This is a genomic window from Pilosibacter sp. YYHA0881 (assembly GCF_051602715.1).
GTDB classification, from domain to species: domain Bacteria; phylum Bacillota; class Clostridia; order Lachnospirales; family Lachnospiraceae; genus Alitiscatomonas; species Alitiscatomonas aceti.
This window is the reverse complement of sequence record NZ_CP175657.1, coordinates 564,807-589,027: the sequence shown is the minus strand read 5'-3', so window position 1 is coordinate 589,027 and position 24,221 is coordinate 564,807. Positions and strand designations below refer to the sequence as shown.

Annotated in this window: 24 protein-coding genes; 20 read left to right on the top strand and 4 right to left on the bottom strand. The window is 51.5% G+C overall.

The features are described from left to right. Positions 1–5 precede the first annotated feature (5 nt). From hflK to rsfS, 18 genes are all read left to right on the top strand, one after another. Positions 6–1,184 carry an FtsH protease activity modulator HflK gene (gene hflK / locus ACI6NM_RS02815; RefSeq protein WP_262427859.1) on the top strand — a complete coding sequence of 393 codons (1,179 nt, stop codon included), beginning with the start codon at positions 6–8 and terminating at the stop codon, positions 1,182–1,184. A gap of 15 nt (positions 1,185–1,199) precedes the next feature. Further along, positions 1,200–2,072, top strand: coding sequence for a protease modulator HflC (hflC, locus tag ACI6NM_RS02810; RefSeq protein ID WP_022274541.1), 873 nt, complete (start codon positions 1,200–1,202; stop codon positions 2,070–2,072). Between the two features lie 75 nt (positions 2,073–2,147). After that, positions 2,148–3,386, top strand: a complete 1,239-nt coding sequence (pepT, locus tag ACI6NM_RS02805) for a peptidase T (RefSeq protein ID WP_262427860.1) — start codon at positions 2,148–2,150, stop codon at positions 3,384–3,386. A 145-nt stretch (positions 3,387–3,531) separates the two neighbouring features. Next, entirely contained in the window at positions 3,532–4,950 is a 1,419-nt protein-coding gene (locus ACI6NM_RS02800) for an MBOAT family O-acyltransferase (RefSeq protein WP_262427861.1), read from the top strand. Between the two features lie 32 nt (positions 4,951–4,982). Continuing rightward, complete coding sequence (locus ACI6NM_RS02795; RefSeq protein WP_262427862.1) at positions 4,983–5,900, top strand: GDSL-type esterase/lipase family protein; 918 nt, start codon at positions 4,983–4,985, stop codon at positions 5,898–5,900. Positions 5,901–6,051: 151 nt separating this feature from the next. Then, the gene (locus tag ACI6NM_RS02790) at positions 6,052–7,230 is read left to right on the top strand and encodes a cation:proton antiporter (protein WP_262427863.1); all 1,179 of its coding nucleotides are present in this window, start codon (positions 6,052–6,054) and stop codon (positions 7,228–7,230) included. Between the two features lie 240 nt (positions 7,231–7,470). Further along, on the top strand, positions 7,471–9,336 hold the full coding sequence (locus ACI6NM_RS02785; protein WP_262427864.1) for a TIGR03960 family B12-binding radical SAM protein: 1,866 nt from the start codon (positions 7,471–7,473) through the stop codon (positions 9,334–9,336). Continuing rightward, the gene (locus tag ACI6NM_RS02780; RefSeq protein WP_262427865.1) at positions 9,320–10,045 is read left to right on the top strand and encodes a TIGR03936 family radical SAM-associated protein; all 726 of its coding nucleotides are present in this window, start codon (positions 9,320–9,322) and stop codon (positions 10,043–10,045) included. Before ACI6NM_RS02785 ends, ACI6NM_RS02780 begins: the two co-directional genes overlap by 17 nt. Next, positions 10,038–11,258, top strand: a complete 1,221-nt coding sequence (locus ACI6NM_RS02775; RefSeq protein ID WP_330599981.1) for a ribonuclease E/G — start codon at positions 10,038–10,040, stop codon at positions 11,256–11,258. The genes ACI6NM_RS02780 and ACI6NM_RS02775 overlap by 8 nt, the downstream gene beginning before the upstream one ends. Positions 11,259–11,688: 430 nt before the next feature. Further along, entirely contained in the window at positions 11,689–12,882 is a 1,194-nt protein-coding gene (locus ACI6NM_RS02770) for a coenzyme F420-0:L-glutamate ligase (protein ID WP_262427887.1), read from the top strand. A gap of 309 nt (positions 12,883–13,191) precedes the next feature. Continuing rightward, entirely contained in the window at positions 13,192–13,500 is a 309-nt protein-coding gene (gene rplU / locus ACI6NM_RS02765) for a 50S ribosomal protein L21 (RefSeq protein ID WP_022272934.1), read from the top strand. Positions 13,501–13,506: 6 nt separating this feature from the next. Then, complete coding sequence (locus tag ACI6NM_RS02760) at positions 13,507–13,836, top strand: ribosomal-processing cysteine protease Prp (protein WP_022272933.1); 330 nt, start codon at positions 13,507–13,509, stop codon at positions 13,834–13,836. 5 nt (positions 13,837–13,841) lie between these two features. Beyond that, entirely contained in the window at positions 13,842–14,132 is a 291-nt protein-coding gene (gene rpmA / locus ACI6NM_RS02755) for a 50S ribosomal protein L27 (RefSeq protein WP_022272932.1), read from the top strand. Between the two features lie 81 nt (positions 14,133–14,213). After that, positions 14,214–15,497 carry a GTPase ObgE gene (gene obgE / locus ACI6NM_RS02750; protein WP_158358669.1) on the top strand — a complete coding sequence of 428 codons (1,284 nt, stop codon included), beginning with the start codon at positions 14,214–14,216 and terminating at the stop codon, positions 15,495–15,497. A gap of 12 nt (positions 15,498–15,509) precedes the next feature. Beyond that, on the top strand, positions 15,510–15,803 hold the full coding sequence (yhbY, locus tag ACI6NM_RS02745) for a ribosome assembly RNA-binding protein YhbY (protein ID WP_022272930.1): 294 nt from the start codon (positions 15,510–15,512) through the stop codon (positions 15,801–15,803). A gap of 19 nt (positions 15,804–15,822) precedes the next feature. Then, on the top strand, positions 15,823–16,437 hold the full coding sequence (nadD, locus tag ACI6NM_RS02740) for a nicotinate-nucleotide adenylyltransferase (protein WP_215655443.1): 615 nt from the start codon (positions 15,823–15,825) through the stop codon (positions 16,435–16,437). Between the two features lie 27 nt (positions 16,438–16,464). Next, the gene (yqeK, locus tag ACI6NM_RS02735; RefSeq protein WP_022272928.1) at positions 16,465–17,187 is read left to right on the top strand and encodes a bis(5'-nucleosyl)-tetraphosphatase (symmetrical) YqeK; all 723 of its coding nucleotides are present in this window, start codon (positions 16,465–16,467) and stop codon (positions 17,185–17,187) included. Then, positions 17,126–17,464, top strand: a complete 339-nt coding sequence (gene rsfS / locus ACI6NM_RS02730) for a ribosome silencing factor (protein WP_022272927.1) — start codon at positions 17,126–17,128, stop codon at positions 17,462–17,464. Before yqeK ends, rsfS begins: the two co-directional genes overlap by 62 nt. 185 nt (positions 17,465–17,649) lie before the next feature. On the opposite strand, the gene lexA is transcribed toward rsfS, so the two are convergent. Then, on the bottom strand, positions 17,650–18,267 hold the full coding sequence (gene lexA / locus ACI6NM_RS02725) for a transcriptional repressor LexA (protein WP_022272926.1): 618 nt from the start codon (positions 18,265–18,267) through the stop codon (positions 17,650–17,652). A gap of 232 nt (positions 18,268–18,499) precedes the next feature. Here lexA and ACI6NM_RS02720 point away from each other — a divergent pair, with 232 nt between their 5' ends. Then, positions 18,500–18,817 (top strand): LysM peptidoglycan-binding domain-containing protein, encoded by a 318-nt coding sequence (locus tag ACI6NM_RS02720; protein ID WP_158358673.1) that lies wholly within the window; start codon positions 18,500–18,502, stop codon positions 18,815–18,817. Positions 18,818–18,914: 97 nt separating this feature from the next. Here ACI6NM_RS02720 and ACI6NM_RS02715 read toward each other — a convergent pair whose 3' ends face one another. Both ACI6NM_RS02715 and ACI6NM_RS02710 read right to left on the bottom strand, forming a co-directional pair. Next, on the bottom strand, positions 18,915–19,982 hold the full coding sequence (locus ACI6NM_RS02715) for a tyrosine-type recombinase/integrase (RefSeq protein ID WP_262427868.1): 1,068 nt from the start codon (positions 19,980–19,982) through the stop codon (positions 18,915–18,917). Further along, positions 19,960–20,751 carry a tRNA lysidine(34) synthetase gene (locus ACI6NM_RS02710; protein WP_262427869.1) on the bottom strand — a complete coding sequence of 264 codons (792 nt, stop codon included), beginning with the start codon at positions 20,749–20,751 and terminating at the stop codon, positions 19,960–19,962. Before ACI6NM_RS02710 ends, ACI6NM_RS02715 begins: the two co-directional genes overlap by 23 nt. Positions 20,752–21,331: 580 nt before the next feature. Here ACI6NM_RS02710 and ACI6NM_RS02705 point away from each other — a divergent pair. Next, entirely contained in the window at positions 21,332–21,880 is a 549-nt protein-coding gene (locus ACI6NM_RS02705; protein ID WP_158358675.1) for a Uma2 family endonuclease, read from the top strand. A 150-nt stretch (positions 21,881–22,030) separates the two neighbouring features. Here the strand turns inward: ACI6NM_RS02705 and ACI6NM_RS02700 are convergent, their stop codons facing one another. Next, positions 22,031–24,130, bottom strand: a complete 2,100-nt coding sequence (locus ACI6NM_RS02700; RefSeq protein ID WP_262427870.1) for an NlpC/P60 family protein — start codon at positions 24,128–24,130, stop codon at positions 22,031–22,033. Between the last annotated feature and the right edge of the window lie 91 nt (positions 24,131–24,221).

The following is a 24,221-nucleotide window of genomic DNA, read 5'->3' as shown; positions in this document are numbered from 1 at the left end:
AGTTTATGGATTTTATTATCTCTCTTGTGGTCATTCTGATCTTTGTGGCTGTATCCATGAAAAAAAGCGGGCAGCTGGATGAGATCATGAACGGAATGAAGAAAAAAAACCAGAACGAGGCGGACAACGTGGTCTATGAACAGACCGAGGACGCGCCGAAAAAGAAAAAGGCAAAGGCAAAAAAAGGAGGAGGCGTTCCCAGGAATATCGGAAAAGGAGTGGGGATCGCTGCGGCTGTGCTGGTGGCGGCCGTTCTGGCCTTCGACAGCTACTACACTCTTTCAGAGGAAGAGATGGCTGTGGTCACCACCTTCGGAAAGCCGTCGGTCCAGGAGGCGTCGGGCCTTCACTTTAAGGTGCCGCTGATCCAGCAGGTGACAAAGATCTCCAAGGCCATCACCGGCATGCAGATCGGCTATACCACGGATCCGGAACGGGCCGAGGGGGCTTCCATGGAAAATCCGGTCTCCATTGAAAAGGAAAGCCTTATGATCACCAATGACTTTAACCTGATCAATGTGGACTTCTACGTGGAGTACATGGTCACAGACCCCATTCAGGCAGTCCGTCATAGAAACGTATATGAAAGCATCATTAAAAACCTGGCCCAGAGCTATATCCGTGACACGGTGGGCCTTTATAACGTGGATGACGTGATTACCACAGGAAAGACCCAGATCCAGGAGCGGGTCAAGGAGCAGCTTACCAACCGTCTGGTGGAAGAAAACATCGGATACGGCATTTATAACGTGTCCATCCAGGACTCCGGAATGCCCAGGGAGGACGTATCCAATGCATTTAAAGCCGTGGAGGATGCCAAGCAGGGAATGGAGACGGCCATTAATACGGCGAAAAAATACCAGTCGGAAAACATCCCCAAGGCCAATGCAGAGGCCGATAAGCTCTTACAGGAGGCGGAGGCCTATAAGCAGCAGAGGATCAACGAGGCCAACGGACAGGTGGCACGTTTTGAGGATACATACGCTGAGTATGTAAAGTATCCTCTGATCACCAAAAAACGTATGTTCTACGAGACCATGGAGGAGCTCCTGCCGGATCTGAAGGTGATCATCGACAATGGCAGCGGCACCCAGACCATGCTGCCTCTGGAGCCCTTTGCCAATGTGACGGAAGGGACATCCGGAAACCAGACCCCGCAGGCCGCAGCGCCGGCCGGCCAGTAAGAGGAGGAGAAGCATATGAAAAAAACAGGAAGAAAGATCGCATTATTCATCATCCTCATCGCCGGCCTGATCACACTGGGCTCCAGTATGGTCAGCACCTATAACGACGAGTATAAGCTGGTGCTCCAGTTCGGAAAGGTGGTGCGGGTCATCGACACGCCAGGCCTGAGCTTTAAGGTCCCCTTTATCCAGACCACCCAGTCCATCCCCAATTATGAGATGGTTTACGACCTGGTTCCCAGCGAGGTGAACACCAGGGATAAAAAGGTGATGCTCACCGATTCCTTTGCCTTATGGAGCGTGACGGATCCCCTGGAGTATCTGTCCCGTCTGGGAGCCAGTAAGGCCAATGCGGAAAGCCGCATTTCCGTGGTGGTCTACAATGCCGTGAAAAATGTTATCTCCTCCACGGACCAGGCGGACGTGATCTCCGGCCGTGACGGGAAGTTAGCGGAGCTTATTACGGAACGGATCGGAAATTCCCTGGACAGCTATGGGATCACTGTGAAAAAGGTAGAGACCAAGATGTTAGACCTGCCGGATTCCAATAAGGAGGCCGTTTACCAGCGTATGATCTCAGAGCGTCAGAACATCGCCGCCGGTTATACGGCAGACGGCCAGTACCAGTCCAACGTCATTAAGAACACCACCGATAAGGATGTGTCCATCATCATCTCCGAGGCAGAGGCCAAGGCGGAGAAGATCCGGGCCGAAGGCGAGGCTGAGTACATGCGGATCCTCTCCAATGCCTACAACGATGAGAGCAAGGCGGATTATTACAATTACATCCGCAGCCTGGACGCCTTAAAGGCCAGCCTGAAGGGCTCCAACAAGACGGTGATCTTAAATGAAAATTCTGAACTGGCCCGGATCCTCCAGGGGAACTGATGGACAATTCTGGAAAAATCTGCTATACTTTAAAGGAACGGAGCGATCCGGAATCAGAGAAAAGGAGTGTACGTTATGTCAAAAGTCGTTGATAATTTTTTAAAGTACATTGCATTTGATACCCAGTCTGCCGAGGACGCCGCCTCTGTGCCCAGTACAGAAAAGCAGTTCGCCCTGGCAAAGCTTCTGGTGGAGCAGTTAAAAGCCCTGGGGGTAAAGGATGTGTCCATGAGCGAACACTGCTACGTATATGGCACCATTCCGGCTACGGCGGAGACCGACTGCCCGGTGGTGGGCTTCCTGGCCCATATGGACACCTCCCCGGATTTTTCCGATGAGAACACCCGTCCCCAGCTGATCCAGAACTATAACGGCGGAGACATTATCCTGAATAAAAATCTGGGCATTAAAATGAGTCCGGAGGTATTCCCGGCATTAAAGAACTATGTGGGCAAGGACCTGATCACCACCGACGGCACCAGCCTTCTGGGCGGAGACGATAAGGCCGGTATTGCCGAGATCATGACTATGGCTGAATATTTCATGGCACATCCGGAGATCCCCCACGGAACCATCAAGATCGCCTTTACTCCCGACGAAGAAGTGGGACACGGCGTGGATTTCTTCGACGTACCCGGCTGGGGCGCCGATGTGGCTTATACAGTGGACGGCGGAGCCTTCGGCGAGATGGAATACGAGACCTTCAACGCAGCTTCCATGAGCGTCACCATTCACGGCCAGAACATCCACCCAGGCAGCGCCAAGGGCAAGATGAAAAACGCCATCCTCATCGGTCTGGAATTCCAGTCCATGCTCCCGGAGGCAGAAAAGCCCCAGTATACAGAAATGTATGAGGGCTTCTACCATCTCAACGGGATCTCCGGAAACGTGGAGGAGACTGTACTGAAATACATCGTCCGCGACCATGATAAGGAGATCTTTGAATCCAGAAAGGCCATGGGCCATACCATCGCTGACTTCTTAAATAAGAAGTATGGAGAAGGCACCGTTGTGGTGGAGACCTCCGATACGTATTACAATATGGCAGAAAAGATCCGTCCCCATATGTATTTAATGGATATCGCTGCCGAGGCCTTTAAGGAGCTGGGAGTGGATACGCCCAACGTCCGCCCGGTGCGCGGCGGTACCGACGGCTCCAGGCTGTCCTATATGGGCCTTCCGTGTCCCAACCTCTGCACTGGAGACCACAACGCCCATGGCAAATATGAATTTGTATGCATCCAGTCCATGGAGCAGACCGTGGAACTGCTGATCAGGATCGCAGAGAAATTTAAGGATGTAAAGAAAGCTTAATACGAGGCTGAAAACAAAAGCTTCCGGAGAGAAGATCCTCCGGGAGCTTTTTTTCTGATCTTTTATTCTGGATGAAACTTTCTTCTTTTTTGTCACGTCTATATATGTGATAGAACAAAAAATGACAGAAAAGGACAGGTTTCCCATGGTTTTCAGCAGTCTGGAATTCATATTCCAATTTTTACCCATATTTTTACTGATCTATTTTCTCTGCCCGGCGCGGTATAAGAACTTCTGCCTTTTCGCAGGGAGCATGTTGTTTTACCTGTACGGCGTCTGGGATACGCCTCTTTATCTGGCGCTCTTTGGGGCGTCCATGGCAGTGAACTATTTTTTTGGCTGCCGGATCGCCCGCAGCCGGGCCAGGTTCCGCAGGAGGAAGCGGCTGTTCTGGGGAGTGGCTTATAATCTGTTCTGGCTGCTGCTGTTTAAATATACCGGCTTTTTTACAGAAAATATCAACGGCATCCTCCGGCTCATGGGGCTTTCCCTGGAGCTTCCTGTGTTTGCGCCGGTGCTCCCGGTGGGGATCAGCTTTTATACCTTCCAGGCCATTTCCTATCTGGCGGACGTGTACCGGAAAACGGCAGAATATGAGCCTTCTTTTGTGAATTTCGCCATGTATATCAGTATGTTTCCCCAGCTGATCGCCGGTCCCATCGTTACCTACTCCTCCATTAAGAAGGAGATCTCCCGCCGGTCCCATTCCATGCGGGCGGTGGAGGAGGGACTGAAGACCTTCACCATAGGACTGGGACTCAAGGTCCTTCTGGCAAACCGCCTGGGCGGGCTCTGGAATGAGGCCGGGACCGTGGGCTATGAAAGTATCTCCACTCCCTTTGCATGGCTGGCCATCACAGCCTTCAGCCTCCAGATCTATTTTGATTTTTACGGCTATTCCCTGATGGCCAAGGGGCTGGGGCGGATCATGGGCTTTACGATCCCGGAAAATTTTCATGACCCATACCTGTCTCTTTCCATGACAGAATTCTGGAGACGGTGGCACATGACCCTGGGGAGCTGGTTCAGGGATTACGTATATATTCCCCTGGGAGGCAGCAGGAAGGGGAAACTTATGACCTTCCGCAATATGCTGGCGGTCTGGGCCCTCACCGGATTCTGGCATGGGGCAAGCTGGAACTTTATCCTCTGGGGGCTTCTGATGTTTGCGCTGATCTCGGTGGAAAAGCTGGGGCTCATACGGATTTTGGAGAGGGTCCCGGCCCTGGGCCATCTTTACATGGCCTTTGCCATTTCCGTAAGCTGGGTGCTGTTTGCGGTGACGGATCTTTCGCAGATGGCCGTTTACTTTACCAGGCTGTTCCCGTTCCTGCCGCAGTCAGAGGGAATGGCATATTTTGCCGGAGACTATTTAAAATATGGAAGGCTCTACGGGCTCTCCCTGGCAGCGGGACTGGTCTTTGCCACTGGCCTTCCCATGAAGCTTTACAGGCGGTTCAAAAATAGTCCTGCGGCGGCTGTGGTGCTCCTGGCGGTGTTCTGGGGCTGCGTTTACTGTATGAAGATGGGAATGGACGATCCGTTCCTGTATTTCCGGTTTTAAATTTTTAGAGAATGAAAAAGGGGAGGAAGATTATGAAGCGTTACTGGTACAGCACATTTCTGGCAGCCAGCCTGGCGGCTGTGATCGCAGTGGAATACGTTCCTGGAGCTGTGAGAAAGCTGACGCCCTGGTATGAGGCGGGAGCTATGGAGAGGGAGACGGATGAGGGGGCTGCAAAGAAGCCTGATATAGGAGCAGAGAGAGAAACACGGGAGGAAGAGATCCCAGAAACGGCGGATGGAGCGGGAACGGCTGCCGTCTCCGGCGGGGCAGGCGGTCAGACCGGGGAGACGGCTCCCAGTGGGGAGGAGATATCTCCGTCAGAGGAAGAGACTGTGGCTTCAGAGCCCTCTGGAGCTCCGGCCGTGTCCTTAAAGGAGGATTTTTCCGGTGTCCTTTTCATTGGAGATTCCCGGACCGTGGGGCTTTCTGAATATGGAGACCTGGGCCAGGCGGAGGTGTTCGCCGATTCCGGTATGAGCGTATTTACGCTATTTAATAAAACCGTTAAGCTGAGATCCCAGGAAAAGAGCGGATTGGAGGAGCTCTTATGTTCCCGGAAATTCGATACCATATTTTTTATGCTGGGGATCAATGAGCTGGGATATGATTACGATTCCATTGTAAAGCAGTATAAAAGGACCGTGGAAAAGGTCCATGAGCTGCAGCCGGACGCCGCCATCGTCCTGGGGGCCAATCTTCATGTGACAGCGGAGAAAGCCTCCGGCAGCAGTATCTACAACAATGACAGGATCAATGCCTTAAACCGCGATATTAAAAGCATGGCAGAGGCCTCTGGCTATGTCTATCTGGATGTGAACCAGGTATTTGACGATGAAAACGGAAATCTGGCGGCGGGATATTCCTCCGACGGGGCCCATGTCCTGGGAAAATATTATTCTGTGTGGGTAGACTGGATCAGGGAGACCCTGGGCACACACGCAGGCTGAAGCCGCATATGGGAATATTTTCCTTGCCATCCGGGATGGGATGTGATACACTTCCAAAGGAAAAAGGCGTAAGGTGTTTAAAGCTGATGACTTCTGCAGACAGACCCGTGCAGATATTGTCAGCTTTTTCTATGCCGGGAGGAGATGTATTATGTTACTGAGTATTTCACTGATCCTGATCGTTGGAATGTCCATGGCATGGCTGTGCCAGAGGCTCCGGCTGCCGGGCCTTATGGGCATGCTGGCCACAGGCATGATCCTTGGGCCATATGCCCTGGATCTGCTGGATGCAGATATCCTGGGGATATCGGAGGAGCTCCGGAAAATTGCGCTGATCATTATCCTTACAAGAGCCGGACTGGGACTGGATCTGGCGGGATTAAAAAAGACAGGCCGGCCGGCGTTTCTCATGTGCTTTGTTCCGGCAAGCTTTGAGGTGCTGGGAGTGATCCTTCTGGGGACCCGGTTCATGGGGCTGACGGTCCTGGAGGCAGCCGTCCTGGGAGCCGTTCTTGCCGCAGTCTCTCCGGCAGTGGTCGTACCGAGGATGGTCCGGCTGATGGAGGAGGGATATGGGAAAAAGGAAGGGATTCCCCAGATGATCCTTGCAGGCGCATCTGTGGATGACGTCTATGTGATCGTCCTGTTTTCTACATTTACCGGCATGATGCAGGGAAAGGGAGTTTCTGCTGTCAGCTTTATAAATATCCCTGTTTCGATCCTTCTGGGGATCATCCTTGGACTGGCGGCCGGATCTTTGCTGGCCCTGTTTTTTAAACAGGTGCATATCCGGGATACTTCAAAGGTGCTTATTATCTTGAGTATTTCGCTGTTTCTGGTGGCGGCTGAAGACATGCTGGCAACACCCATCCGCTTTTCATCCCTGATCGCGGTCATGTTTATAGGCATAGGCCTTCAGAAGAAAAGGGGAGAGGCTGCCAGAAGGATCTCTGTAAAGTATGGAAAGCTGTGGGTCGCCGCTGAGATTTTTCTGTTCGTGCTTGTGGGCGCCGCTGTGAATACAGGATACCTGGCCCAGGCCGGAGGACGGGCGCTTTTGGTGATCCTTGGCGCTCTTGCTTTCAGGATGGCCGGTGTGGCTCTCTGCCTATGGGGAACAAAGCTTGGGAGAAGAGAACGGTTATTTGTAATGTTAGCATATACGCCGAAGGCCACCGTCCAGGCCGCCATCGGAGGGATCCCTCTTTCTATGGGCCTTGCCTGCGGAGATACCGTTCTTACGGCCGCCGTGCTTGCCATTGTCCTTACTGCGCCCCTGGGGGCGTTTGTGATGGATCTGTCGTATCAGAAGCTTCTGAACAGGTCATGACCGTATTTCATATACGGCGGTGCGGCAGCCGGTGAAAAGAGAACGGCAGGGCCGGGACGATACGGCAGAGGCCGGAAGGAACGGTGAAAACCTGCAAAAAGGTGGGAAGGGGTTGCCAGCCGCAAAAAAATACCTTATAATTATGCGGTATATACTGGATCAGTCTGTGTCCTGCTGTCTGATCCGGAGGATCAAGGATAAAAAAAGCAACCATAAATAACCGCAAAGCAAGGAATGAGAATGAGAAAATTAGCATTAAGTGACGAAATACTGCTGAGTATCCAGCAGCCAGCCCGTTATATCGGCGGGGAGATCAATTCGGTATGTAAGGATCCGTCCAGTGTGGATGTCCGGTTTGCCATGTGCTTCCCGGACGTATATGATATCGGCATGTCCCATCTGGGGATCCAGATCCTTTACGATATGCTCAATAAGATGCCGGATGTGTACTGTGAGCGGGTATATTCGCCGTGGACCGACCTGGACGCCATCATGCGTGAAAAGCATATCCCGCTTTTTGCCATCGAGTCCCAGGACCCGGTGAAGGATTTTGATATCCTGGGGATCACCCTCCAGTATGAAATGTGTTATACAAATATCCTCCAGATCCTGGATCTTTCCGGGATCCCGCTCCATGGCAGCGACCGGACCTGGGATGACCCCATCGTCATCGGAGGTGGTCCCTGCGCCTATAACCCGGAGCCCATTGCCGAGTTTTTTGATCTGTTTTACATTGGAGAAGGAGAGACCGCATACCGGCAGCTGATCGATATTTACAAAGACAGCCGGAAAAATGGCGAGTCCAGGGAGACGTTTTTAAAACGGGCGGCCGGAGTGCCGGGAATCTACGTTCCGTCCCTGTATGAGCCGGAATACCATGAGGACGGCACCTTAAAGGCGTTCCGTCCCACCTGTCCGGAGGCCCCGGAAAAGGTCGTAAAGCAGCTGGTCCTGGATATGACGGAGGCCGTGTATCCGGAAAAGCCCCTGGTGCCGTTCATCAAGGTGACCCAGGACCGTGTGGTCTTAGAGATCATGCGCGGCTGTATCCGCGGCTGCCGGTTCTGTCAGGCAGGCATGATCTACCGGCCGGTGCGTGAAAAGAACGTGGAGCGGCTGAAGGACCTGGCATATAAGATGCTGAAAAATACGGGGCACGAGGAGATCTCCTTAAGCTCCTTAAGCTCCAGCGATTACCGTTCCCTGGAGGAGCTGGTGCGTTTCCTGATCGAGGAATTCCATGGAAAGGGAGTCAACGTATCCCTTCCTTCTTTAAGGATCGATGCATTCTCTCTGGACGTGATGAGCAAGGTACAGGATGTGAAAAAAAGCAGTCTGACCTTTGCGCCGGAGGCTGGTTCCCAGAGGCTCCGTGACGTGATCAATAAGGGACTTACTGAGGAGGAGATCCTTCAGGGAGCCGCCGATGCCTTTAAGGGAGGCTGGAACCGGGTGAAGCTGTATTTCATGCTGGGCCTTCCCACAGAGACGGTGGAGGATATGGAGGGCATTGCCCTTTTATCTGAGAAGATCGCAGAGGAGTATTATGAGATCCCCAAGGACCAGAGAAACGGAAAGGTCCAGGTGGTGGCCAGCACATCCTTCTTTGTGCCGAAGCCCTTTACGCCTTTCCAGTGGGCCAGGATGTCCACTAAGGAGGAATTCCTGGATAAGGCACGGGTGGTCAACCGCAAAATGAAGGAGATGCTGAACCATAAGAGCCTGAAATACAACTGGCATGAGGCCGATGTGACGGTTTTAGAGGGCGTACTGGCCCGGGGAGACCGGAGGGTGGCCGCCGTCATCGAGGAGGCGTACAGAAACGGCGCTTTATATGACGCCTGGTCTGAGAGCTTCCGGAATGATATATGGATGAAGGCGTTTGAGACCTGCGGCGTGGACATTGATTTCTATACCACCAGGGAGCGGAGCCTGGATGAGCTGTTCCCCTGGGACTTCATCGATACGGGTGTGTCCAAGGAGTTTTTAAAGAGAGAGTGGAACAATGCGGTAAACGGGACCGTGACCCCCAACTGCCGGGAGCGCTGTTCCGGGTGCGGCGTAAGACGATTCGGAGGAGGTGTCTGCTTTGAAGATCAGGATTAAATTTTCCAAACAGGGAAACATGCGGTTCATCGGGCATCTGGATATCATGCGTTATTTCCAGAAGGCCATGCGCCGTGCCGACGTGGACATCCGGTATTCGGAGGGCTTTTCTCCCCACCAGATCATGTCCTTTGCGGCTCCTCTGGGCGTAGGGCTCACAGGAAGCGGCGAGTACCTGGACATTGAGGTCCTTTCCACAGAGAGCTCCGGGCGGATGGTAGAGCGGCTCAACGCCCAGATGGCAGAGGGGATGGAGGTGCTGAGCTTTAAGAGACTTCCGGATTCTGCTGGAAACGCCATGTCCCTGGTGGCGGCCTGTGATTACACGGTGTCCCTGAAGAAGGATTATGAAGAGGCCCTTGGCATGTCTGCCCGGGAGTTCTTTGCCGGACTCTGCGGCTTTATAGAGACGGGAGACCTGAATATCGTAAAAAAGACAAAAAAAGGCGAAAAGCAGATGGATCTCCGGCCATATATTTATGAGTACCGGCCATCGGAGGACGGAAATTTCATTTTCCTTAAGCTTTCTGCCGGAAGCGCAGCCAATGTGAAGCCGGAGCTTCTTCTGGAGGCCTTCTGCCGGAGCTGCTCCAGGGAGTTCCCGGTTTTTGGCTTTTCCATCAACCGTGAGGAGGTCTACGCGGATGCAGGCTCCGGGGACAGCCATGAATTTGTGACCCTGGAATCCTTTGGTGAAGACATTGAATAAACTGATCTTTACTGAACTGCGGGGACGGACCGTGTCTGTCCTTGCTTCCGGAAACCGCGTCCTCCAGATCGGAACGGCTCCGGATCGGGAGGACTGCGCCCTTGGAACGATCTGCGTGGGAAGGGTCCGGAACATCGTAAAAAATATCAACGCTGCCTTTGTGGAGTACAGGCCGGGGATCAACGGTTATTACAGCCTGGCAGAAAACAGGTTCCATTTGTTTGCAGACGGGAGGGACGGATCCAGTCCGCTGAAAAATGGAGACGAGATCCTGGTCCAGATCTCCAGGGCTGCTGTCAAGACCAAGGACGCGGTGCTCACCTCGAAGCTTTCTCTCACAGGGCAGTATGGAGTGCTTACCCTGGACGGCAGCGGGCTGGGGATCTCCTCTAAGATCCGCGATGCCGGATGGAAAGAGCAGATGAAGGAATGGTGGGAAGAGGAGGCCAGGGGCCTGGTTTCCGGACTTTCCGGAACGGGACTTCCGCGTGCTGGCTTTATCCTGCGGACCAATGCGTACGGCGCTCCCCTGGAGGCGGTCGGACTGGAGCTGTCCGGCCAGGCAGAACGGATGGCCAGGCTTCTGGAGAACGGGAGGTGCCGCACGGCAGGAAGCATCCTCTATCAGCCGGAAAGCTTTTTTGTCCGCAGCGCCATGGATGTCCGGAAGGATGAAACAGAAGAGATCCTTACAGATCTTCCAGATATTTACCAGGAGCTCCAGGAGGCCGCTGGGGACGGTTTTCAGGTTCCGGTGCGGTTCTATATGGACAGCTATCCCCTGTCTGCCCTGTACCGCCTGGATGCGGCCCTGGACCGCGCCCTGGGAAGGACCGTCTGGCTCCGCTCCGGCGGATATCTGGTCATCGAGCCTACGGAGGCCATGACCGTGATCGACGTGAATACCGGAAAAAACACGGATAAGAAGACGGCCTCGGAAACGTACCTGAAAACGAATCTGGAGGCGGCCGAGGAGATCGCGGTCCAGCTGCGGCTCAGAAATCTTTCCGGGATCATTGTGGTGGATTTCATCGATATGAAGGAAAAGGCACAGAATGAGGAGCTTATGAGAAGGCTGCGCCAGTGTCTGGCGGCAGATCCTGTCAAAACGGTCCTGGTGGACATGACGCCCCTGGGACTGGTGGAGATCACAAGAAAGAAGACACTCCGTCCGCTCCATGAGCAGTTTTCCCGCAGTGAAAAAAATAGATAACAATTATCCCTTTGCTTTTTGGGGAAATATGGTATAATATCTGCGGAGCAGATATTATACCATGGCGCATGCCGGTTTCTGCGTTCACCGCAGAAATCCGGGCGCAGGAATCTCCCGGAGGGAGCTGCATCGGAAGGATGCAGCATAATATCTGCGGAGCAGATATTATACCATGGCGCATGCCGGTTTCTGCGTTCACCGCAGAAATCCGGGCGTAGGAATCTCCCGGAGGGGCTGCATCGGAAGGATGCAGCATAATATCTGCGGAGCAGATATTATACCATGGTGCATGCCGGTTTCTGCGTTCACCGCAGAAATCCGGGCGTAGGGATCTCCCGGAGGGAACTGCATCGGGAAGATGCAGCATAATATCTGCGGAGTGGATATTATATGCTTAATCGTATATTTTTATAAAAGAAATGAGGTACAAATCATGAGAACTGTTGGAACCGTATCCAGAGGCGTCAGATGCCCGGTTGTGAAAGAAGGAGACGATCTGATCCGGATCGTGACAGAGGCTATCGCCGATATGGGAAAAGAAGAACATATCACATTTCATGAAAAGGACATCGTAGCTGTAACAGAGGCCGTAGTGGCCAGGACCCAGGGCAATTATGCCAGTACAGATGACATTGCGAAGGACTGCCGCACAAAATTTGGCTGCGATACCATCGCTGTCACCTTCCCGATCTTAAGCCGGAACCGGATCGCCATCTGCTTAAAAGGCATTGCCAAGGCGTTTAAGAAGGTTTATATCCTGATGAGCTATCCTTCCGATGAAGTGGGCAACCACCTGTTTGACGACGATCTTCTGGATGAAAAGGGAGTCAATCCGTATTCAGACGTAATGGATGAGGCAAAGTACAGGGAGATCTTCGGCTATGTAAAGCATCCGTTCACAGGCGTGGATTATGTGGCTTATTATAAGGAGCTGTTTGAGGCCGAGGGCTGCGAGCCGGAATTTATTTTCGCCAATGACTGCCGCGCAGTGCTCCCCTATACAAAAAATGTACTCTGCTGCGATATCCACACCAGAGAACGCTCCAGACGGAGATTACTGGCTGCGGGAGCGGAGAAGGTGCTGACGCTGGCAGATATCATGAACGCTCCGGTGGATGGAAGCGGTTATAACGAGCAGTATGGCCTGTACGGCTCCAATAAGGCCACAGAAGACACGGTAAAGCTGTTCCCGAGAAACTGCAGCGAGTTTGTGGAAGAACTCCAGAAGAGCCTTGAGAGCGTTACAGGAGTGAAGCTGAACTGCATGATCTACGGGGACGGCGCGTTTAAGGATCCGGTAGGAAAGATCTGGGAGCTGGCTGATCCGGTGGTAAGTCCCGCTTATACTGAGCGGCTGGAGGGAACTCCCAATGAGCTGAAATTAAAATACCTGGCAGATAATGACTTTAAGGATCTGAAGGGCGAGGAGCTCACAAGGGCCATGAAGGAAAAGATCGAAGCCAAGGACGGCAGCTTAAAGGGGAGCATGGCCTCCCAGGGTACGACTCCCAGACGGCTGACAGATCTGATCGGCTCTCTCTGTGACCTGACCTCTGGCTCTGGAGATAAGGGAACGCCCATCGTGTTTATCCAGGGATATTTCGATACTTTTGCAGAGCAGTAAAACCGAAAGCGCTGCAGACGGGCGGTTTTCCGCCTGTTCTGCGGCGTTCTTTTTACGCTGGCAGCGAGACAGGACCGTGGATGTATGTGAGCCTGGCGGCTGCCGCAATGACCATGAGACATCCGCGCAGCGTGTTCCCATGGTCACTGGACAGCAGAAATTTTTCGTAAGGAAGAAAATCCTGTAAAAAACAGTTGACAGGAAGATGGACAGGTGCTATTATATTACAGTATGCCGCACAGCGAGGTCTGCAAGGGTTCCTAAGGGAACACACCATAACTGGCGAGTAATGATAATAGGAGGTGCAATATGTACGCGATTATTGCAACAGGTGGTAAGCAGTATAAAGTAGCCGAAGGCGACAGCATCAAGATTGAGAGACTGGACGCAGAAGTAGGTTCTGTTGTTACTTTTGATCAGGTTCTGGCTGTAAACAACGGCGAGCTTACGATCGGATGCCCCACAGTGGAAAACGCGACTGTTTCCGCAACCGTTGAGAAGGTTGGCAAGGGCAAAAAAGTTATCGTTTACAAGTATAAGCGCAAAACTGGCTATCATAAGAAAAACGGCCACAGACAGCTTTATACCCAGGTTAAGATTGACAAGATCAACGCTTAATTTTGTATGATTCAGGTAATTATCCTGCGCGATAAGGACAGGAAAGAAAAAGGGATCGAAATAAGCGGTCATGCTGGCTATGCAGAATACGGACAGGATATCATATGTTCTGCTGTTTCTGTACTGGCTCTCAACATGGCGAATTCCGTCGAACAGTTTACAGACGATCATTTCGAGGGAAGTGTTTCAGAGGATGGAGGCCAGTTCTCTTTCCTTTTCCCCGATTCCATGAGTCCCGAATCGCAGCTCCTCATGAAGTCCCTGATCCTCGGGCTGACGAATATCCGGGATGAATACGGAGCGGAATATATCAATTTTCGATTCAGGGAGGTGTAACCGATATGTTTAAGATGAACCTTCAGTTATTTGCCCATAAAAAAGGTGTTGGTTCCACAAAGAACGGCAGAGATTCCGAGTCCAAACGCCTTGGCGCAAAGAGAGCAGACGGCCAGTTCGTATTAGCCGGAAATATTCTTTACAGACAGCGTGGAACAAAGATCCATCCGGGTCTTAATGTTGGCCGCGGCGGTGATGATACATTATTCGCAATGGTTGACGGCGTTGTTAAATTTGAGAGAAAAGGCAGAGACAAAAAGCAGGTTTCTGTATATCCGAAGGCGATCAACGAATAAAGCAGAGAGCTCCATACGTAAGGTATGGGGCTTTTTTCTCTACTGGGAAACCAGACATTTTTGGAAAGGACCGGGCTTATCATGTTTACAGACAGTGCAAAAGTTTTTATCAGATCAGGAAACGGCGGGAATGGCCATGTGAGCTTCCGCAGAGAATTATATGTTCCCAACGGCGGCCCCGACGGCGGTGACGGCGGCAAAGGCGGCGATATCATTTTTGAGGTGGACGACGGCCTTAATACACTGGTGGATTTCAGGCACGTCCGCAAATATGTGGCGCAGAGTGGGGAAGAAGGCGGAAAACGCCGCTGCCACGGTGCCGACGGAAAGGATCTGATCGTTAAGGTGCCCGAGGGCACGGTTGTTAAGGATCTGGAATCGGGAAAGGTCATTACGGATATGTCCGGAGACAACCGGCGGGAGATCATTCTGAAAGGCGGCCGGGGAGGGCTGGGAAATATGCATTTTGCCACCTCCACCATGCAGGTTCCCAAATATGCCCAGCCAGGACAGCCAGGGCAGGAGCTGTGGATCCAGCTGGAGCTTAAGGTGATCGCCGATGTGGGTCTGGTGGGCTTCCCGAATGTGGGAAAATCCACGCTGCTTTCCCGCGTTTCCAACGCAAGACCAAAGATCGCCAATTATCATTTTACTACCCTAAACCCGCACCTGGGCGTTGTGAACCTGGGCGACGGAAACAGCTTTGTGATGGCGGATATTCCCGGGCTGATCGAAGGCGCTTCGGATGGCGCCGGCCTTGGCCACGAATTCCTGCGCCACATCGAGCGGACGAAGGTGCTCCTTCATGTGGTAGACGCGGCTTCTGTGGAGGGACGCGACCCGGTGGAGGATATCCATACCATCATGAATGAGCTTTCTACCTATAATCCGGAACTTTTAAAGCTGCCGCAGGTCATTGCGGCCAATAAGCTGGATGCCCTGTATGATGAGGAGCATGATCCCTTAAAGGCGCTGAAGGATGAATTTGAACCGAAGGGAATTCCCGTATTCGGTATTTCGGCTGTCAGTGGAGAGGGCGTCAACGAACTTCTGGGCCATCTATTCCAGGTCCTCCGGACTGTGGACCGGACTCCCAGAGTATTTGAAAAAGAGTTTGAAGTTGAATATCAGGCGGACCGGAATCTGCCTTACACAGTGGAGCGTTCTGACGATGGAGCGTTCGTTGTGGAAGGTCCCAGGATCGAGAAGATGCTGGGCTACACCAATCTGGACTCAGAGAAGGGCTTCGACTTCTTCCAGAAATTCCTGAAACAGAACGGGATCCTGGATGAGCTGGAAAAGGCCGGAATCTCCGAGGGCGATACAGTGCGTATGTACGGTCTGGCTTTTGAGTATTATAAATAAGGAGAAGAGCATATGACAAGCAAGCAGAGGGCCTATCTTAAGGGACTTGCCATGACCATGGATCCAATTCTGCAGATCGGTAAATCCAGCCTTACACCGGAGCTTACCCAGTCTGTAAACGAGGCGCTGGACGCCCGTGAGCTGATCAAGATCCATGTTTTAAAGAACTGTGTGGATGATGGAAAGATCCTGGCCCAGACCCTGGCAGAGCGTACCCGCTCGCAGGTGGTACAGGTGATCGGAAGGATGATCGTTTTATATAAACCGGCGAAGGAAGAGAAGGACAGAAAGATCGTTCTCCCGTAAGCTGGAAAGGAGAGCTGCCATGAAACGTATCGGCATTATGGGCGGGACCTTTGATCCGGTCCACAACGGCCATCTTCTTCTGGGAAGACAGGCCCGCTCCGAATACGGGCTGGATGAGATCTGGTATATGCCGTCCCATATCCCTCCCCATAAAAAGGATCACCGGATCACGGACGGAAAGGACCGCCTGGCTATGCTGGAGCTGGCGCTGGAGGGGATCCCGTTTTTTTCAGTCTCTGATTTTGAAATGAAACGGGAGGGGAATACGTATACTGCACAGACGCTGGAGCTTCTAAAGGAAGAATACCCGGAGGATAAATTTTATTTTATCATTGGAGCCGATTCCCTGTTCCAGCTGGAAACCTGGTATCACCCGGAAAAGGTCATGGAGCTTACCTCGCTTCTGGTGTCCGGCAGGGAATATGACCGGGCCGGACGGACCCTGGATCAGCAGATCAGCTATTTAAAATCCGTGTACGGAGCCCATATCCAGGTGCTTCACAATCCAGAAATGAACGTGGCTTCTGCCAGGATCCGGGACATGGCGGCCAGGGGAGAAGATATAGGAGAGCTGGTTCCCGGAGCCGTGGCCGCTTACATCAGAGAACACAGGCTGTACCAGGAGAGCAGATAACACGGAATCAGTAAAGGGCATATTCATATGGACAGCAGAGTCATTGAAATAAGAAAGCATTTAAAAAAGAAACTGGATCCCATGCGGTTTGAGCATACATTGGGAGTCTCCTACACCTGCCAGGCCCTGGCCATGCGGTACGGATATGATCTGGATAAGGCAGAGCTGGCCGGACTCCTTCATGACTGCGCCAAGCGGTACGACCGTCCGACCATGCTGGAAAAATGCATAAGCCGCGGGATCCCTGTTTCTGAAAGCGAAGAACGGGATCCATCCCTGCTTCATGCAAAACTGGGAGCGTGGATGGCCAGGGAAAAATACGGAGTGGACGATGAAGAGATCCTAAGCGCCATTGCGTGTCATACCACAGGAAAAACAGACATGGGGATGCTGGATAAGATCCTTTATGTGGCAGATTATATTGAGCCCCGGCGTTATAAAGCTGCGGATCTGCCCAGGATGAGAAAGCTGGCCTTTGAGGATCTGGATCGGGCCTGTCTGGCCATTATGGAGAGCATTCTCCGTTACCTGGGTACCCTGGACTGCCCCATTGATCCTTTGACCATTGCCGCCTGTAATCATATGCGTGCGGTGGCAGCAAGAAGCCGGGAACAGGCCGCAGCCGGGAACGGAGAAATCGGGCCAGAGAAAATAAAGGAGGAAAACACAGTTGAATCAGTCAAAAGAAATGGTAAGACTCGCAGTCGAAGCGCTGGACGAGAAAAAGGGAGAAGATATAAAAATTATTGATATCCAGGGTGTAACAGTTATTGCAGATTATTTTGTACTGGCAAGCGCATCCAACAGCAGCCAGACCCAGGCTCTGATCGATAATGTGGAGGAAAAGCTCTTTAAAGCTGGCTTTGAGTGCCGCCAGAAAGAGGGAAATCTAAGCTCAACATGGGTCCTTTTGGACTACGGCGATGTGATCGTTCATGTATTTTCCAAGGAAGACCGGCTGTTCTATGATCTGGAGCGCATCTGGAGAGACGGAAAGGTCGTAGGATCCGTAGAGGAACTGGACTGATCCGGAACGCAGTCTGACAAAAAACATATACCTGAAGCACCGGCTATTCTCTAAGGGGGATGCCGGTGCTTTTTGGTTACTGAAATGCGTGTCCTGTGGCATATAAAATGCTCTGCAGGGTTCGCCATACGGCGGAAGGAACGTCTGCGTCCGCAGCAGCCCGCCGCAGGCAGGCATCATTCCTGCTAATTCATAAACCGGAACAGGCCGATGACCTTTCCAAGGATCTGGACGTCGTCCACGATGATCGGGTCCATAGAAGAATTTTCCGGCTGCAGGCGGACGTGGCCGGATTCTTTATAGAAGGTTTTTACCGTTGCAGAATCTCCCAGGAGGGCAACCACCTTATCCCCGTTTTCAGCCACAGGCTGCTTTGCGACGATCACCTTGTCGTCGTTGAGGATCCCAGCCTCCACCATACTGTTTCCTTTTACCCTCAGCATAAATACCTCTTTATTGGGAAGCAGCTCCGCAGGGATGGGGATATAATCCTCAATATTCTCCTCTGCCAGGATCGGCATTCCTGCGGCAACGGTCCCGATCAGCGGTACGTTGACCACTTCCCGGCGGGTCAGCGCAAAATCATCATCCAGGATCTCGATGGTCCTGGGTTTTGTGGGATCCCGTCTTATGTATCCATTCCGCTCCAGTGTCTCCAGGTGGGAGTGGACAGAAGAGGTGGATTTCAGATGGACGGCTTCGCAGATCTCGCGCACAGCCGGCGGATATCCTTTGCTTAAAATTGTTTCTTTTATAAATTCAAGAATTTCTTTCTGTTTTTCAGTTATTTTACCCTGGCTCATATATGTGGATCCTCCTTTGCATCATTTTATGAAAAAATGATATCATATCTTATAAAAATCCCTGGAAGGGAATAGATTTCTTTTTTATATACTATCATATGTCCGGCAAAAAAGCAAACTTTTGTTCGAGAAAAAGCAGGAAATCTGTTGACAAACATTTGTTCTGGTGTTATCATGAGACCAGAACAAATGTTCCCGAACATACATTCTTTTGACGCAGGAGGGACTGAATATGAAAAAGTATTTGTTTTTGTTTGCCGCATCCATTATGATTTTATCCTGTCTCCTGGGAAAGACACTGGTAACTGCCAGCGGAGAGGAGAGGGAGAGCGGTTATGACCGTTATTATACCAACATTGAGATCCGTCCGGGGGACTCTCTGTGGTCCATTGCTGAAAGATACAGGGCTAACTCCGGAATGGAGGTCCGCCAGTATATATCAGAACTGAAAGAGATCAACGGCCTGGTTTCGGATTCCATTGAGGCCGGGGACTCCCTGACTGTTGTATATTATGCCAGACAGCCAGGTATGATCCCGTCGGAGCAGTAGTTCTCCGGATCTGCCGCAGGATAGCTAATTATTAAGGAATGCCGTTTGTAACTGGCAGGCTCCAGGCCGCAGCCAGTCTGTATCCGGACTAGCCAGGCTACTGGGGCCCCTGTTCCTTTTTTTCCCTTAGCTGGACTATATTTCTGGCGCTTTTCCGTCTCTGGTCCTCCTGGGCCGCATAGTGCTTCCTGGTGGTATTGACATCGCTGTGCCCAAGGACCGACGCTACCAGATAGATATCGCCGGTTTCCCGGTAAAGGCTGGTGCCGTAGGTGCTCCGAAGCTTATGGGGGGTGATCTTTTTCAGGGGAGTAACAAGGCCCGCATATTTTTTTACCATATTTTCCACCGTTCTGACGCTCATCCTTTTTTTCTGCAGGGACAGGAACACAGCGTCCTCATGACCTGGAAGGGCGTCAATGGCCTGGCGTTCATCCAGGTACGTTTCCAGAACGTCCCGGACTTCATCGCTGAAATAGACAATGGATTCCTTTCCGCCCTTCCGGAATATCCTGACTCCACAGGCGTCCAGATCCACATCGTTTATATTTAATCCGACACACTCCGATACACGGAGTCCTGTCCCCAAAAGAAGTGTCAGCATGGCCAGGTCCCGGACCTTTGTCCGTTCATGATACAGTTTCTGCCTTTCTGTGAGCTTTTCACCTTCCTCAACCTCATCCAGAAGCCGTGCCACCTCATCAATTTCCAACCGTGTGATCTCTTTTTCATGGAGTTTGGGGAGACGCAGGAGAGAGGCAGGATTTTTTTCAATCCGTTCATTTCTGTAAAAATAATTATAGAAGCTTTTTAAAGATGAAACCTTCCGCATGATCCCACGCTCCGTATTATATACATCTTCATTGTTCACAGAAGGATGACATTTTAAATATTCCATATATTCTTCCAGATCGGTAACTGTAAGCTGTTCCAGAACAGAGAGGCGGATATTTTCCCCCATTCGGGCTACCTGGCTGTTGGAAGTTTTCAGAAAATCGAAAAAGATCCGCAGGTCATAGGCATAGGCGATCCTGGTCCTGGTGGATGTCAGAGGTTCGATTCCCCGGAAGAAATCTGCACAGAAGGGAGGGAGTTCCTTTATCAGTCCCCGCAGCTTTTTGATGTTTTCAATATCCTTCTGCTCATGATAAGTGAGAGATGCCATGACTATCTTCCTTTCCTTCTTTATTTTTCTCAGAGCCTCTGGAATCCGAGGAGGGAGATGGCCAGCCGGGAATGTTGCCAGAGAGAACCGCGTGGAAAAAGCGGTCCTTGACTCCAGGATTTTCCAGATTCAGATCCCGTATGAGATTTTTTACGTATTCCCGCCGGGTTTTTCCATCCACCGGACATGGATTCTTGCAGACTGGAAGCTGGTATTTATTTTTAAATCCAATGATATCTGCTTCGCTGACGTACATCATGGGGCGGATCACAGTCAGATCCATCCGGTCCAGATAGGTACGGGGAGAGAAGGTATAGAAGCGTCCCTCATAGATCAATGAAAGCATCATGGTTTCTATAATATCATCCCTGTGATGGGCGTATGCCACTTTGCTGCAGCCGCAGGATCTGGCCTGCTGGTTTAAGGCACCTTTCCGCATTTTTGCGCAGAGAGAGCATGGATTAGATTCTCTGCGGGTCTCGAAAACGATTTTTGCAATATCCGTGGAAATAACTGTATAGGGGATGGAAAAATCGTCGCAGAGGGCCTGTATGGCTTTAAAATCCTGGATCCCAAAACCAAGGTCCACAGTAAATGCACAAAGCTCGAATGGGAATGGGTAAAAACGCTGGAGCTCATGGAGAGCGAAGAGCAGTGCCAGACTGTCCTTTCCTCCGGAGATCCCAATAGCGATGCGGTCACCAGCGGAGATCATCTGGTAATCGTCCACTGCCTTTCGTACAAGGCTTAAAAGTCGCTGTAATTTCATAAATTGCTGATCCTCTCAATTATCTGTAATACTTATATTAAAAAGGCAAGTTCCATTGGAAACGTATTTCACGAATAGTTGTGCCCATGGACCATCATACCAGAACCAAAGGGATAATGCAAGAACTCCTTGTAGCATGGATCATGAATGTGCTATAATCAAAAACATGAACGTTCATGATACAGAATGGGCGTATTATGCCGTACCTTTAATGGTTCTGGCGCTGTCTATACATAATAAGGAAAAAGAAAGGAAAATTGTTATGAGAAAAGTAATGAACCGGGTGCTGGCTGTCGGGATCGTGCTCACAGTCGTTTACCTGTTTGTGGAATATTATCTGCCTTTGCTTGTCAAATAGATATGGAAGGAAGGAGTATGGAGAGAGACGGCTGAGGGCAGAAAAAGGCGGGGGAATGCTGATTGCAGAGCGATCTATAACTATGCGCGAAAGCCTTCTTTAACGAATAGTTATAGACTTTCCGCCTTTACTTGGTTTTATGTGACCTCATTTTTTCTTATACTGGATTTTAGAAAAAGAAATGAATCATAAATATATTAATAGATTCCCAGGAGGTGCAATATGCCATTACCAAAACAGTATCATACATCAAAAGACTACTGGAACCTTCCAGAGGGTCAGCGCGCCGAGCTGATAGACGGGACCTTGTATGATATGGCCCCGCCCAGCTATCGGCATCAATTTCTGATCGCTAAGCTGTCTTTCGTGATTCAGGAATATATCTTCTCTCATGCTGGAAACTGCCAGCTGCTTATGGCCCCTTTCGCCGTGAACCTGGATGCCGATGATAAAAATTGGGTGGAACCGGATATCTCCGTAATCTGCGACCGGAACAAGCTCCATGACCATGGCTGTTTCGGTGCTCCTGACTGGATCATTGAAATTGTCTCTCCTTCCAGTCGTCGGATGGATTATTCCACAAAGAACACTCTGTATTCTGAGGCCGGGGTCCAGGAATACTGGATCGTGGATCCAGAGAAGGAACGTACTACCGTATACCGTTACGCCGAAGACGCCGCTCCGATCATCTTCCCGTTCCACAGCCCGGTCAGCGCCGGATTGTATCCGGATTTGGAGATCCTTATCAGCAGCCTTCTGAAAGACATGTAGCTGCATAAAAAAGCCGTCTGCAGTCGCGCTGGAGAAGACCCACAGACCGGTTATCGCTGTCCAATGCTGGAAGAAATAATTTCTGCCCTATATCAGTCACAGACCTCCAGGACAAACTGGAGGTCTGTTCACTTAAACATTTAAGTTTGTTTAATCCAGCAGATTCCTGTAATACGGCCAGTTGGCTGTCATGACGCCTACGGTTACGTTATCTGCGGAGCCAGTCTCATGGATACACTGGATCTGCCCATTGGGCGCCCAGTTTAAAAACATGATCACATGGGGAGTTTTTCCGGTGATGACGATAATATCCCCGGGCTTTAGGTCTGCTCGGTTCACCGGCCGTCCCGTGGACTTAAGCCCCTCGGTCCCCTCATAGGGAAGGCGTTCGCCTGTCACAGACCAGTATACCCAGTTGATCCAGCCGGAGCAGTCGAGCCCCTTCAGGATACGGCCCCTGTGGTCGGGGATCGTAATGGAACCAAAGCTGTTGCCGCTGTAATTTCTGGCGCTGGCCTTGCCGCCCCAGTAATAGGGAACCTTTCCCACAGACTGCAGTGCAAAACGGATGATCTCCTTCCGTTCCTCTGATGTGTCAGACGGAAGTTTTTTCATATAGGATTCGATCTCTGTACTGGAAAGCGGGGCTTTGGTGCCTTCCACCGTAACACTGATGTCATAAAGCTCCGTCCAGTCCTGACGGCTGATGTGGTTTACAAAGGCCCGTGCACGGTCATTCCAGCCAGCCCAGGCGCTTCCCTCTTCCACTGTGTTTCCAGCAGGATCTATGGAAAACAGGCCTTCAGCCTCCTCCAGGCTCTGGACTTTGGCAGTGATCCTCAGATCGATGTGTCCGGGGCAGATGAGGGATGTCTGGGAGGATGCGCTCCTGGAGCTTTCTGACGAAACTGCGGCTGTATATATACGGTGATCCCCCTTAAGCATATCTGTAGCTTCCGGATCAAAGACCAGAGCAGCCTGATCCGGCTCCTCTGGCCGGATGATTACAGCATTCCGGCTTTCTGTTGGCTCTGTTGGCTGGGGCTCGGGGGTTGGTGCTTCTGAGGAGACCGGGGATGGGGCCTGTGAAGAGGCAGCCGTCGGACCAGCAGATCCGGACGTCTGGGGCGCAGACGAAGCAGCGCTGGACATTTCCTGGCTTTCCTTAGACTCTCCGGGCCTTACAATGGTAACCTTTGGCTTTGTCTCTTCCATGTATACGCTTTCAGCAGTTTCGGCTAGAGAATCCAGGGGACTGGTGGTGGTCTCCACCTGGACTGTGGTTCCGGCAAAGGCTGGTGTTGTTTTTTCTGTAGAAGAAGCTGCAGGGCTTCCGGAATTTCCTCCTGAAAAAGGGTCCGATACGAGGCCCGAACTGAAGGAATCACCGGAGGCACCGGATATGCTCTCTCCATCTTCACCGGTCCCTTCTGCGGCCTGGCTGGATTCAGCAACGGAAATTTCCGTATTGATACTGCTTTCTCCATTAAAATGATCCTCTCCCTCCAGCTCGGAATCTGTCTCCTCTCCGGAAGGGATCTGGGATGGATCCACACAGCCGCCGCAGAAATATACATCTCCCATGGACGCGCTGTAAGAATGGGAAGCACTCCAAAGCTGGTCTGTGTATTGCCGGATCTGGTCCAGGTCGTGGATCTCATTGTAATAACAGTATACGCTTGCCATGGAAAGGATCTGCTGGGCATTGGATACAGCAGACGTGATATTTCCATCTCCGTCATAAAAGGATACACGGACATTTTTAAAATGCTCCACCGCCCAGGTCGAAGAATCCTCCGGATCCTGTGATAAGGAGGCAGGATTGTGTTTTCCCAGTACCTTGGCCTGGGAACGTCCCAGACGTGAAGCCAGTCTGGAGGGAGCCATATTAGCCATATCATAGATACCCGCGTACCACTGGGAATCCTTCCGGATCAGCTCCTTCATAAGGATTTCCGCATAGCTTTCTTCTGCCCCTTCCTCATACATATGGGCAAAATTGAGCCTGTACGGGGCTGGAGCCGTCTCATCCATGGCGGCAGCCGTTTCTCTGCTCTCTTCTGTCTCCGTTTCTTCCCTGGCCGTGGAAGCCGTTTCCGAAGGACGCTCTGCTTCCGAGGAAGACTTCTCCGCTGCTGCCGGTAATGCCGGCGGGACGTAGGGCATGACGGCCGAAAATGCAATGCATGTACAAAGGAGCATCACGGCCGCAGGACGCATCCCCTTATATAGATTCAGATTTTTTTTCATATCGTAATACCTGCTGTAAAATTCTCGTAGATAGGCGCTGCCGGACGGGCTAAAGACAGCACGATAAGTATATCATACAACCCGTCTGGAT